The 12,635-nt window shown below is 59.6% G+C and carries 12 protein-coding genes; 7 read left to right on the top strand and 5 right to left on the bottom strand.

Annotation, left to right across the window (positions count from 1 at the left end; translation table 11 throughout):
- The first annotated feature begins 29 nt into the window (after positions 1-29).
- The 3 genes from O9H32_RS17200 to O9H32_RS17190 all read left to right on the top strand — a co-directional run bounded on the left by O9H32_RS17200 (position 30) and on the right by O9H32_RS17190 (position 1,988).
- On the top strand, positions 30-671 hold the full coding sequence (locus O9H32_RS17200; RefSeq protein WP_269867350.1) for a cell wall hydrolase: 642 nt from the start codon (positions 30-32) through the stop codon (positions 669-671).
- Positions 672-1,009: 338 nt separating this feature from the next.
- Positions 1,010-1,678: a DUF3967 domain-containing protein gene (locus tag O9H32_RS17195; RefSeq protein ID WP_269867349.1), complete on the top strand. Its 669-nt coding sequence runs from the start codon at positions 1,010-1,012 to the stop codon at positions 1,676-1,678.
- Between the two features lie 88 nt (positions 1,679-1,766).
- A complete protein-coding gene (locus O9H32_RS17190; protein ID WP_269867348.1) occupies positions 1,767-1,988 on the top strand; it encodes a hypothetical protein in 222 nt (73 codons plus the stop codon).
- Here O9H32_RS17190 and O9H32_RS17185 read toward each other — a convergent pair.
- Complete coding sequence (locus tag O9H32_RS17185; protein WP_269867347.1) at positions 1,950-2,507, bottom strand: hypothetical protein; 558 nt, start codon at positions 2,505-2,507, stop codon at positions 1,950-1,952. The genes O9H32_RS17190 and O9H32_RS17185 overlap by 39 nt on opposite strands.
- Before the next feature lie 232 nt (positions 2,508-2,739).
- Between O9H32_RS17185 and O9H32_RS17180 the strand changes: the two genes are divergently transcribed.
- The gene (locus tag O9H32_RS17180) at positions 2,740-2,934 is read left to right on the top strand and encodes a hypothetical protein (RefSeq protein ID WP_269867346.1); all 195 of its coding nucleotides are present in this window, start codon (positions 2,740-2,742) and stop codon (positions 2,932-2,934) included.
- Between the two features lie 133 nt (positions 2,935-3,067).
- On the opposite strand, the gene O9H32_RS17175 is transcribed toward O9H32_RS17180, so the two are convergent.
- The 3 genes from O9H32_RS17175 to O9H32_RS17165 all read right to left on the bottom strand — a co-directional run bounded on the left by O9H32_RS17175 (position 3,068) and on the right by O9H32_RS17165 (position 10,446).
- Positions 3,068-3,193, bottom strand: a complete 126-nt coding sequence (locus O9H32_RS17175) for a hypothetical protein (protein ID WP_269867345.1) — start codon at positions 3,191-3,193, stop codon at positions 3,068-3,070.
- A 176-nt stretch (positions 3,194-3,369) separates the two neighbouring features.
- Positions 3,370-9,510, bottom strand: coding sequence for a rhamnogalacturonan lyase family protein (locus O9H32_RS17170; RefSeq protein ID WP_269867344.1), 6,141 nt, complete (start codon positions 9,508-9,510; stop codon positions 3,370-3,372).
- 438 nt (positions 9,511-9,948) lie between these two features.
- The gene (locus O9H32_RS17165) at positions 9,949-10,446 is read right to left on the bottom strand and encodes a hypothetical protein (protein WP_269867343.1); all 498 of its coding nucleotides are present in this window, start codon (positions 10,444-10,446) and stop codon (positions 9,949-9,951) included.
- Positions 10,447-10,614: 168 nt separating this feature from the next.
- Here O9H32_RS17165 and O9H32_RS17160 point away from each other — a divergent pair, with 168 nt between their 5' ends.
- Together O9H32_RS17160 and O9H32_RS17155 are read left to right on the top strand one after the other, a co-directional pair.
- Entirely contained in the window at positions 10,615-11,112 is a 498-nt protein-coding gene (locus O9H32_RS17160; RefSeq protein ID WP_269867342.1) for a CBO0543 family protein, read from the top strand.
- A gap of 139 nt (positions 11,113-11,251) precedes the next feature.
- Positions 11,252-11,785, top strand: a complete 534-nt coding sequence (locus tag O9H32_RS17155; protein ID WP_269867341.1) for a hypothetical protein — start codon at positions 11,252-11,254, stop codon at positions 11,783-11,785.
- A 123-nt stretch (positions 11,786-11,908) separates the two neighbouring features.
- Here the strand turns inward: O9H32_RS17155 and O9H32_RS17150 are convergent, their stop codons facing one another.
- Positions 11,909-12,130 (bottom strand): DUF2905 domain-containing protein, encoded by a 222-nt coding sequence (locus O9H32_RS17150; RefSeq protein ID WP_269867340.1) that lies wholly within the window; start codon positions 12,128-12,130, stop codon positions 11,909-11,911.
- A gap of 187 nt (positions 12,131-12,317) precedes the next feature.
- Between O9H32_RS17150 and O9H32_RS17145 the strand changes: the two genes are divergently transcribed.
- Complete coding sequence (locus O9H32_RS17145) at positions 12,318-12,635, top strand: hypothetical protein (protein ID WP_269867339.1); 318 nt, start codon at positions 12,318-12,320, stop codon at positions 12,633-12,635.

The raw sequence follows: 12,635 nt of genomic DNA, 5'->3' as shown, positions 1-12,635 counted from the left end.
ATTCCTATGGATAAGGAGGTTCCGCAGCATTGAAAAGACTGACAGCAGCAGCCACCCTATTCGCGGTGGCACTTGGGGTCCTAGGGACATCGGAAACCGCCCAAGCCTACACGTTAAAGCAAGGAAACAAAAGCGCGCAGGTGCTTGACCTGCAAGAGAGGCTCGCCAGCCTCGGCTATTTTAAGGTCGGCACGACAGGATACTATGGAACCGTAACGGCCGAGGCCGTGAAGAAGTTCCAGAAGGCGTACAAGCTGCCTTCGAGCGGCATAGCGAATGATGCCACCATCGCCAAGCTCAAGAAAGTAACCAAAGACAGCGGGAACACGCTCGAACAGATGGCACGCATCATTCATGCCGAGGCCCGCGGCGAATCCTATACCGGCCAAGTGGCCGTGGGAGCCGTCGTGATGAACCGGGTGAATCACTCCATGTTCCCCGGCTCGATCCGCGAGGTAATATTCCAGGAGGGACAGTTCGACGCGGTCCTCGACGGCCAGTACAAACTGAAGCCGAATGCATCCGCTTACCGCGCCGCACGGGAAGCCCTGAACGGCAGCGACCCCACCAAGGGCTCCCTGTTCTACTATAACCCGAAGATCGCCACCTCCAAGTGGAGCATGTCGCGTCCGCGGGTTACCAAGATCGGCAACCACGTGTTCACTCGGTAGAGCATACAGGCAGTGTAGCAGGAGAGGATGGCCCCCGCGGCCGTCCTCTTTTTTTGCGCCGAATCCGCGAAAAGCATGGAAAGCCCCCCCATTCCCGCACGATATCCCATGTTTCCCCACCCTCATTTCGACAGTAACTTCGCCAGGGTTCCTTTATGATATAAATATCATTTGGAAGTTGGAAGAGTAGTAGACACGGAGAATCGATCCTATCCCTTGCCGCTCCGGCTTACCGGGCCACGATGCCCGAAGACTTCACAACCGCCATCCCGGTCCCTGCCCGGCCGTTTGTTCTACGGAGAGTGCGGTTGTATAATCGAATGGGGGCGTAAATAAGCATGTTCGCACAAGAAACCACGGTGGATGTCCGATTGACCCATGATCTCGCCAAACAGCTCGGGATCTCCGACAGTTCGCTTCGCAGGTGGTGCCGCATTCTGGAATTCCAAGGATACCAATTTGTGCTCGGCGAAGACGGCGCCCGGGTATTCCGGGAGAGGGACATGGCCGCGCTGCAGCGGTTTCAGATTCTCGTGAAGCACAAACGCATGAATCTGGAAGATGCCGCCAAAGAGGTCATGGATGCCGAGGCAGGCCGACCCGAGGACGAGCCTGCGGCCTTTGAAGCGCAGCTCACCGCGCTGCAGCCGGCCGGGGAGGTACCTGTGCCCCAGGCGGATCTCATAGCCCATCTCAAGACCACGATCGAGACCGAAGTGCGGATGGGACTGCTCCCGGAGCTGCTTACGCTGAAGCAGACGATCAATGAGATGGATTTTGAACTGCAGGAGCTCAAAGTCCGGAGCAAAAAAATGCAGCAGCAGTTCGCCGAGCAGCAGCAGGAGCTCTTCACGCTGAAAGGCTACATCGAGAACCGGGTCGAACAGCGGGATAAGGAACTCATGTATGCGCTGCGCGAGATCCAGCAGACGAAGACCCAGATCGCCGCCTCCCGTGACCGGCGGTGGTGGAAGTTCTGGACGTGGAGCGAGCCTCAGCGGGGATAGACGGAGAGCATCCGCCAGGATAAGGAATCTGCTGCGAAGGTGTCATTCCCCTATCTCGATAGGCAAACAAGACAGGGGGACCTTGCCCATGAAAATTTATGTAGTGCTTTCCTTTACGGAAGAAGAACTGATCAATGTGTATGTAGGCGAAGACGAGGAACGGGCCCTGGCGCTGCGCCCTGAAGAATTCGACAACTGCGATGCGCTCTTCGTGGAAATCTGGGAGGATGGGGAGAAGATCGACGATTTCCGGCTGGAGCCTGAATCTCCCCTACTCGATGAGCCGGACTCTGGATTGGAACCTGGATAAGCGGTCAATGAGCAGCTTGGACAAAGCAGCCATGGCGACCAGGCTCAGCATGGAGAGGTGCGAGTTCCAGTGCTTCTCCATATAGATGCCGGCCAGCTTCATCAGCGGCAGGGCGATATAGGATAAGGCGAAGCTGAACGCACCGAGTGCCAGGAGGTATTTCCTCCATGGGGAGAAATACTGGTACACCAGTGTCAGGCCCATCGGGATGAAGAACAGGTTGGCCGGCAGCATCGTCGGAATGATCGGCTCGAGCTGCATCCGGTAATCATACCAATCCTGCGCCGTAGCCAGGTCGTCCAGATTCTTGTTCAGAAGATAGATCGCGCCGTAGTAGGCGGTCATGCGGAGGGCCTGCTTCTTGTCTATGAGCAGCAGCAGCGCTCCGAGCGAGAATACACAAGTCAAGGCAAGCATCCACCACTGCCATGTAAAGAGCGTATGCTGGTACCAGAAGTCCCAGCGGAGCTCCGTGAGCTGGTTGGACAGCTTGTCGATTTTTTTGCCCATCGCTTCCATTGCGGAACCTCCTCCGGTCGTTACATCAGCCCTCTTGTTCTTTACGGGTACGGTTCCCTGTTTCTCCCTGCCCTATGCGGGAGGGAGCCGCTTCTTGATGCAGCCGCATACGATATGAGCTATAGGAATGAGGATCCTCTCTTTGAGGAAAAGTAAGAGGTATAGGCTGCCCGTGCGAAGGGGCGCACTCCGGTCTGCGGCCCGGGAGGCGCCCTCCTGAAAGGAGAACCCCATGATTGCTTTTCTGCTGTGCGCGATGCTTCTGCTCTACCCCTTATTCCTCGACATCCTGGATATCCGGAGCCTGCAGGATGTGCGGGTCATCACGTATTTGCTCCCCTATACGATGGGATCCCTCGGCTTCACGATCATTCTCTCGGGCATCATCGATCTGTTCAAAACCAAAGAGGATTCCGGAGCGAAGTAAGTAAGCCATGGGGGCTTCCGCCTACGAATAGCGGACTAGGGGATGGCGAACTCCAGCACGCCCAAAAAGACGGCATGAGCTCAGGGCCCATGCCGTCTTTTGGTCGTATGTTCTTCGGTGACCGGCGAGGTGATTATCTCCGGTCCTCTTGTTCGTCCAACCGGTCTTCCTTGCGCTCCTGGCGCATCTCCTGGACCGGATTCTGCAGCACACGGTCTTCGCGTTCGTCAAGCAGGTCCTCCTGGCGTTCCTGCTGCATCTTTCGTCTTCGAATCTTCGCAGCCCGTCAACGCAGAGAGCAGCAGTCCCGCCGCCAAGATGGCTTTTACTCCCCGTCGGTTCCTCATGAATATAACCTCCCCTTGGGTGTTAAGTCTTGTTCAGCGTTAGATTGCGCTGTCAGGGGAGGTTTTATTTACAACACGGGATTCGGCGTTATTTCGCGACCGTCACGATCATGCTGCCGGTGACGCCCGAGCCGTCCTTCGCAGCCGCCACGACCTTCACCGTACCGGCGCCTTTGCCTGTCAGCTTGCCGTTCCCGTCGATGACAGCGAACGGGGTGGCCGCGCCGTTCAGGCCGACCACTTTCCAGCTTACGGACGGATCGGAAGCATACACGGGTATCACGGCCGCTTTCATCTGCAGTGTGGAACCGATGCGCACTTTGTTCGTGCCCTCCGCAGAGCTTACCTTAATCTGGAACACTTTCACCGGCTTCGTGATCGTGATGAAGGCGCTGCCCTTCACGCCGGAGCCGTCCGCCGCTACGGCGAATACTTTGACGATGCCCGTCGACTTGGCCTGAAGCAGTCCATCCGCCGTAATCGCCGCAATGCTTGTGGTGCCGCCGAATTGGCTCTGTACCTTCCACACCACCGCCGGGTCCGCGGCGTCAGCAGGCAGCACCGCCGCCTTCATCTGAAGCGTTCGGCCAGCTACCACGGCTGTCGCTCCGCCGGCGCCCGATACGGTCACTGAAGTTACCTTGACATTCGGCACGATCACTACGTCCAGGAAGCCCGCTGCACCCGAGCCGTCCTTGGCAGCCGCCGTGACCCGCACGGTTCCTGCCGCCTTGGCCTGCACGGTACCGTCTGTTCCGACGGCTGCCAGCGCTGTCGACGACCCGTCCGGATTCGTCACCGACCAGGTGACGGAAGCGTCTGTCGCGATCAAAGGAAGAACCAGCGCGGACATACGAAGCGTACCGCCCTCGCGCACTTCCGCTTTGCCGCCCTCGGCGGCGACGGAGACGCTCTTCGCCTTAATGGCATTGACATACATATGCGGTGCGGCCGGCTCGCTCATGCCCTGCCCCAAGAAGAAGCTCGGGTGCGGCGGCTGGTTATAGCCTACGTTCTGCCAAGCTACCGCCAGACGGTAGTTCGGATCATGCATCAGGGTACGGATGCGGTGCTCCGTCGGTGCCGTCGTCGTATAGATGCGCAGCTCCGAAGAATCCTCCGCCTTCCAGATGACCTCCTCGCGCCAGTCGCCGAACAGATCCGCTTGAAGGGCCGGCGTGGACTTCGTCCCGTTATTCGACGAGCTGCCTGCCGCGGTATACAGGTTGTTCGTCACCTGCGCGTTATAATCCCACTTGTCGATCCGGTTGGAATCGAGCAGCTCGCGCATCAGATCCCCATCCCACCAGATGCCGAAGTTCGTCGAGGAAGGAATCGCTGTCGAGATCTTCTCCCCTTTGGCGTTGTAGAGTCCCGATATCGGAATATGCTGCGCATTGGTGATCGTAGCGCTCCACATCTCTTCCCCGGCATAGTTCGGGTCGATATCCGCGGACATCCCCCGCCCGGTGTCGATGCCTGTCCAGACGCCCCACAGTATCTCGCCGGTCTCGGCATCCCGCATCTCCATGCCGTACGGCGAATCCGTATGCTCGTGCACATCGAACTGCTCGAGCCCCGGCCGCGCAGGATCGAGATCCCCGAGGTGCTGCGCATCCCCGTGGCCAAGCCCTGTCGAATAGAGACCGGTTCCGTCGTCGTCTACCGCCATGGCGCCGAAGGTGATCTCGTCCTTGCCGTCTGCGTCCACATCCCCGACCGTGAGGTTATGGTTGCCTTGTCCGGCATACGCGCCCTTGCCCTCGTCATTCGTATCGAACCGCCATACCTTCGTCAGCTGTCCGTCGCGGTAATTGTAAGCGCTGAGGACGGTTCTGGTGTAGTAGCCGCGGCTAGTAATGAGGCTTGGACGCTCGCCGTCCAGGTAAGCAACAGCCGCCAGGAAGCGGTCTACCCGGTTGCCGTACGCATCGCCCCACGAGCCGACGTCGCCGCGCGGCGGATCATACTCGGTCGTCGCCAGCGCGCGTCCCGTAGCGCCTTCGAACACCGTAAGATATTCCGCGCCCTGCAGGATATACCCCGAGCTGTTGCGATGGTCCGCATCCACCCTGCCGATGACCTGCCCGGCAGCGTCCACGGTGCCGTCCGCCGTCTTGAAAGCGACCTCCGCCTTGCCGTCGCCGTCGAGGTCATACGCCATGAACTGCGTATAGTGCGCACCGGCCCGAATGTTCGGCCCAAGGTTGATTCTCCACAGCCGCGTTCCGTCCAGTTTGTAGGCATCCATGTAGACGATGCCCGTGTAGCCTGCCTGCGAATTGTCCTTGCTGTTGGAGGGGCTCCACAGCATGACGATCTCGTATGTGCCGTCGCCGTCCAGGTCGGCCGCACTAGCGTCCCCCGCAGAGTAGGAGTAAGGCAGGCCGTCCTTCGTCACATCATCCGCCGGCTTCTGGACCGGCACGGAGAGATAATCCTTCTGCCAGACGGCCGTTTCCCCGGAAGCGGCGCGTTCCACGCCGTCCGCCACCACCGTCAGCTTGTACTTCGATTCCACCGTACCCGACGCATCGAGGAAATTGGTGCTGCCGGTGATCGGCGAAGCGTTCAGCTTGACGCCGTCGCGGTATAGATTGAAGGCTACCGTACCCGGATCCTGGCCGAGCATCCTCCAGCCGGCATAGACGCCTCCGCCAGTCTTCACGGCCACGAACGCCCGGTCGATATTCTCCATCTGACGCGAGAGTACGGTCACCGCCGGCGAAGCCAGCGTATCCGACGGCTCGGAGACGCCGCCCGCACTAACGGCTGCCACCCGGTAGTAATAAGGGATCGTCGTCAGCACTTCGTGATCCGTATACGTCAAGTCACGGGTCTTGCCGACAAGCACGAACCTGCCGTCCGCTTTCTTCGAGCGGTAGAGATTGTACGTCTGGGCCCCTTCGACCGCTGCCCAGCCGAGCGTGATGTCGTTCTTGCTGACCGTCCCCAGGGCAAGTCCGTCCGGCTTCGCAGGAACCGGGACGGACGGGTCGATCATCGAGACGCCCAGCGCCTTGGAGGCGACACTCTCGACACCGGCGCTGTCCACGGTCGTGACCGTGTACTCATAGCTCATGCCAACATCTGCCGTGGCGTCCGTATAGGCGGGCTCCGCCGACACGCCGAGCCGCTTCGCGGATGGGGCGCCTGCATCCTTACGGTAGACGCGGTATTCCGCCGCTTCCTCCACGGCGCTCCAGACGAGCTTCACCGAGGGCTGCGAAGGATCGAGCTGGAGGCTCTCCGCCTGGAGCCCGCCCGGCGCCTGCAGGACCGGTGTGATCTCCACGCCGTTCGCGATCGAATTCACCCCGGCCGCCGAGCTGCCGAAATAGAAGTTCATCTGGCCGTCTTTGACTTCGACCCCGTTGAACACCTTCTCGGCCACAGAGCCTTTGCCTGAGGACACGGTGCCGTAATCTTTGCCTTCGATGCTGACGACCGTACGCGCTGCACCGGTGGGCAGCATCTCGCCGATGAACGCTTTGACCGAATACAAGCCGTTCGGCACATCCACCTTGAACTCGTACCCGCCTGAGCGCATCAGGAAGTCGCGCTGGAGGTTCGTGCCGATCGCACGGTCCCGGCCGTCCATCCCGGCAAGGGAGGTAAGTCCGTACCCTGTTTCCGGCGTATACAGGGTCATGGTCGTGACTTGGGTATACCCGGATTCGACCGGGCTGGCCGGCAGACCGAAGTCGTACTTGTACAAAGCTTCTTTGGTCCGGAGGAGCAGCTCATCCGACTTCTCGGATTCGCCCCGGCCGTTGACAGCGGATACGCGCAGGGCGTACTGCACTCCCTCGGCCATCCCGCCGAGCGAGATCGTCGGCACGGTCGCCGTACCGACCAGCGTCTCTTCCGTACCGGCGGCCGGCCTGCGGTAGATCTTGTAGATCTCCGCCCCCTGCACGGCGTTCCACTTCAGAACCGCTCCCGCATTGGAGATGGAAGAGGCGGCCAGTCCGTCCGGCTTCGCCGGAACGGCAGCCGGCGGCTCCACATCCTGGACCAGCGGCGAGATCGCGAGGCCGAGATCCTTCACCGATCCGGAGATGATGCGGGCCAACTGGATTGCGCCGTATTCCTGGAAGTGGGTATTGTCCTGCGACCCGTTCGGGAACGCCTGGTAGATGCCCGGCTCCACATGCAGGAAGACGGACAAGGTGGCGGCCGCACCGATCGAGTCGTAGTAGGCCCGGCTCAGCGAGCTGAGATCGACGAGCTTCACGTCCAGCTCCGCCGCCACTTCTTTCATGCCGGCCACATACTCGGGGAAGCTGACGTTGAACTTCTCCGTCTCCGGATTGTAATCCCGGCGGCCTACCGGCGTGACGAACACCGGCTCGGCTCCGCGCTGCCTGGCTCCATTCACGTAAGTCTTCAGGTAATTCTTGTAATCCGGCACGGAAGCATACCGCTCCGGCACCGAGATCGTAGCGTCATTATGCCCGAACTGGACGAAGAGATAGTCGCCCGGCTTCAGCTGGCGCAGCACGGTGTCGAGACGCCCCTCCACGATGAAGGACTTCGAGCTGCGCCCGCCGATCGCATGGTTCTTGAACTCCACGCCGGAGCCGAAGTAGCGCGGCAGCATCTGGCCCCAGCCCGCTTGCGGCTTCCAGTATTCGTCGTAGGTCTGCACCGTCGAATCGCCGGCAATGTAGACGGTCGGCACTTCGCCCGGGGTGCGGTCTGGCAGCTTCGTAATGACGAGCGCGTTGATCTTCGGCTTGGCCCCCGAGAAGGCCAGATCGAGCGTACCGTCGACCAGCGCGATGTCGAACGACTGCTCCAGGAACTCTCCCGCATTCTTCGCGGTGAGCGGCAGCTTCTGGATCGATTCGGCGGCAATGGCCACCTCTGTCGCTTCCAGCGTGTCGCCGGCGGTCACCGACACGTGATAATCGCCACTCGGCAGATCGACCCGGAAGGTGGTGCCGGACGGCGAGACGAAGTCGCTCTGGAGCGGATCCGCCGTACCCCGGTCTCCCGATCCGACCTTGGACGGATCGGCGAAACCGTAGTGCAGCTCGCTGGTATATGCGGCCCAAGCGTTCACCTGCAGGTAGCCGGGAGCGACGGCCCCCGGGCCGAAGTCGAACTTCTGCGTCGTGCCGGCCGGAAGCGGCCCCGCTGGCTGGTAGATCCAGCTCGCCGCCGTATTCGAAGCTTCGGAGACCCCTGCCGCATTGTAGGCCGCGATGCGGTAGTAGTGCACGGTCGCCGTATCGGCAGCGGTATCCGTGTAGGAGGCGGTGCCGCTTGTGCCGATCTCGGCAAACGGCCCCTCAGGCGCCTCTGCCCGGAGTATACGGTAGCCGCCGGCGCCGGAGGACGCCGTCCACTGCAGCGAGACCGCGCCCGGCTCCACACGGGTGACCGAGAGAGCGGACGGGACGCCCGGAAGCTGCTGTGACACGCGGACTTCCGCCGTGACCGAAGTGCTTGGAGCGGACTCCAGCCCGGAGGCGTTCACGGAAGTGACGCGGTAATCATACGCTGCGCCTAGCGCAACCCCCCGGTCCGTGTAGACCGCATCCGTCACGCCGCCGGCCACAAGCCCATATGCATCAGCGCCGGATGGAGTCCGGTACAGCTGGTAATATACTGCGTCTGTGACGCTGCCCCACTGCAGGGATACCGAAGCGGGATCGCTGTAGGAGATGCCCGTGACGGTAAGCGCTTGCGGTACGGCCGGAGCCGAAGCCGCCGCGCTTTCGATCACCACGCCGTTCAAGTAGCCTCCGGCTCCCGCCCCGCTGATCGCGAGAGTCAATTGCCCGTCCCGGACGGTCGTCCGGTACTTGCCCTGAGTCACCGACTGCCGGGCCGTGATCGCTCCCTTCGCTTCCCCTTCGAGCGCAATATTCGTCTTGGTCGTGGAGGTGCCTGCAAGCAGATCTCCCGAATAGACCGTGACGTCATACTCACCGTTCGGCACATCCGCCATGAAGGTGTAATCAGGATTCAGCACAAAATCATTGAGCAGATCGTCGCCGCCGGACCGGTTGCGCGAGACGACCGTCCGATCGAGCCCATACCCCCGCTCCGCCGTGTAGAGCAGCGATTCGCTCACCCCGGTGAAGCCGGCCATAACCGGACTGGCTGCCGTACCGAAGTCGAACTTTTTGACGACTTGGGCTGCCGTTTCGGCCCGGGCAACGCCGCTGCCCGCAGGGATTCCTGCCGACAAAGCACCAAATACCATAACCGCGCTCATGAAAGCGCATACTTTTTGCCGCACCTTTCTTCTCATCTTACTGCATTCCCCGCTTTCCGAATGTTCATATCCACCTTGATACCATCATGAATTCCTTGGGCGCCTGCCCCGTTATGGGTCTGCTGACCATGCAGCCTAAGCCCCGATCCTCCCCTTCCGTCCTGCCTTCTGCAATGATCTTACTCTGCCTCGTGCGTTTTGGACATGCAAAAATCCGTAGTCTTTGTTCAAAAATCCGCTCATTCTGGGTAAAAACGACAAAAATACGAGACCGCTTCCTGCGGTCCCCTCCGTTAAACATAAGAAAAACGCCCGTCGGCGTCCTGTAAGATCTCTGCGTGCCAGTCCTTACGTTGGTGCACGGCGAGGGAATGGGCACGGGGTTCCAGCTGTTTATCGTTTATATAAGATAGATATGATTACGGGTGCGGTCGCTTTCTATTCACTTTCTGTCATTCGCCGAATCAGGATCTCAAGTCGGGCTTCTGCGCTGCTGAGCTCCGCATGCACCGACTCCAGGCCCTCCTCGTCCTTCATTCCTTCTCCCTGAAGCGCCCGCGTCATTTCCTTTGCCTTCCGGACCGTCTGCAATAAGGTTTGTGCTTGAAGCGGCGCGTTCCCTGTCTGCTCGGGAGCTCTCTCTTTATCGATATGCTCCGCAAGCTTCTTCATGTGGCCCAGAATCTCGCGCTCCACCAGATGTTCAGGGGTGGCTTGAAGGTAGAGCGAAGAGAACGAACGCACTAATCTGGCATGGGGCGCCCGGTAGATCAGTTTGATTTCCTCATCCACGGACTTCAGAACGCCTTGGCACACAACCCCTGCGTAATCCTTAAGCCTGCCATCCCCCACTTTCCAATGATACGTGCCTATCAATTCTTCCTTGCCCTCTTCCCCGGCAGCCCCGCGGCGCCATACGTACACTTCCGTCTCCATCTATCCAGACACCCCGATCCGCATATTCTTTTCACCGCTGCCGTTCTCTCTGCCTGTCCTAAGATTCCTTCCCCGGCAGCTCCGCGTCTCTCCCGATTCCTCTCACGTCTGCTGCATGAACCCGTCCTGTATTGGAAAATATATCATACATGATAAGGAGGAGACTGCATGCACCTTGCGTTTGCCGTAATGATAATCCTTGCCGCTTGGCGGTGGGCCGATTGGCGCAACTGGAAACAGTACCATTCCTCCATGCTGTTCATCACAGCCGGCGGGTTCCTCTACGAATACCTTACGAAAGACCAGACGATGTGGAAATTCCATCCGGACTTCTTATATAATCAAACGGTTACGGTAGTAGTGTATGCCATTGTGACGATGCCGCTCTCCGTTCTCCTCTTCCTATCCCTGTATCCGAGGACACCCGGAAAGAAGCTTCTCCATCTCGCCCTCTGGGTGGGTATTTATGCCTCCGGGGAATGGGCGCTCCATGCCTTCGGCAGAATCTCTTACCAGCACGATTGGAACCTGGCGTATTCCGTCTTGTTCGATATCATGATGTTCCCGATGATTCGACTTCACCATAACCGTCCCTTGCTGGCTTACGCACTCTCCGTCCCCATTGTCGTCACGCTGATCTATTTGTTTCACATCAAGCTTCAATAATCAAGTTCAGTAATCAAGTCCAATAATCGGACACGAGGGGAGGCGGTGGAGGGAGGCGCCAAAAGTCATCCGTCCGTCGGAGTTATCCGGAATGCGCCTCCGAAGCAGGGGGACGTCCGGCCCAAAGGAGCTCGTTCCCATGACAGACTGGAATCAAATCAATATACTGGAGGAAGCCAATCAAGATAAACAGGCCTTCCTCTTATTAAAAAAGGCTTGGACGGAAAGCGGCCCGAATCTGCCTCTGGCGGTCAGACTCGGTTTTTTGTGCTGGTATGCCCTGGTGGAGTGGGGCTGCAGCAAACCGGCGGACGCTGCCGAGGAGGATTATGACTCCTTCGAGAGCACGCTCCAAGAGGTGACGAAGCAGGGGATGCGCTGCTTTGCCGGGGACCCCGGCTTTTTGTGGTTCTTTGGATATGCCATCACCCTTTTTCCCTACCACTTTGGAGACTATGAGGAGTGGCACGCCATAGGGAGCCGGATGCTGCTGCAGGCTCACCGCCTGCGGCCCCACGACCCGTTCATTGAGATGCTCTATTGGGGCAGCCAGCCCTCCTCTTCAGCCGCGTATGCCGTGGCACGCAGCAAAGCCGCCCTCACCGCCAAAGAACGATTCGCAGGCGGCGGACGGTTCCAACGCTATTTTCTTGATCTGGTCTGCCGGATGTAACCGATTCTGAGCTCTCGGAAGCTTTGCCCGGCCGGTGCCAATCCACTATACTAAGAGCATGCCCCGCCCAGTCCTCAAGGCTCGGGAGACTCACTCTGCCAGGGGCAGGGAGAAGGCGCCGGCTTATTTGAAAAACAGCCGGATCACGTACATCACCAGCGAAAGCAGCACGCTGACCACGAGGCAGGTCACGATAGGAAAGTAGAATTTGACATGTTCCTTCTCGACCGCGATATCGCCGGGAAGCTTGCCTAAGGGCAGGAACCGGCCGGCGAGGGACCACAGCAAGCCCGCCAGAATCAGGACAATGCCGGCTGCGATGAGCATCTTCGGTATGGAACCCATGGATTGCATCCGCTCCCTTCGTATATGATTCCAGAGTGTGCTGCGCTCCAAGAGCCTTGGGGCACCAATGATACCTATTGTACCCGGGTGCGGCCCTCCTGCACAAGCCGCGCCCCACCCGAATACCGATACCCGCCGGAGTTCTCCAGGGGACGATCCGGCGGTCCGAAGGAGCCGACAGTCCGTTATGTACCGTAACCGTAAAGAAGCCGAAGAAGAAATCATCCGCGGATACCAGCGGGACGAACAAATGATGATCCTGGTGTTCGCCCAGTGGTGCGTGAACCAGGGGCTCGACCCGCACGAAATGTATCTGCGCGCTTATCCGGACCAAGCCGAGAATCCGGCGCTGGCCCAGGCCATCGAGCTCACAGTGCCGAAGGAGGAAGCCGGCGAGATCGAAGCCGAAACGGTGCTCGGAGTCCTCTCGCTGTTCGGCAACGACGAACTGGGCTTCGTGGTCACCGAGGAAGCCGACCGCCTGAAGAAGAAAAGACGCCCCTAG

Source organism: Paenibacillus caseinilyticus (assembly GCF_027533645.1).
Taxonomy (GTDB): domain Bacteria; phylum Bacillota; class Bacilli; order Paenibacillales; family NBRC-103111; genus Paenibacillus_G; species Paenibacillus_G caseinilyticus.
Note: the sequence above shows the minus strand (reverse complement) of the source record. Positions and strands in the feature narration are given on the sequence as shown.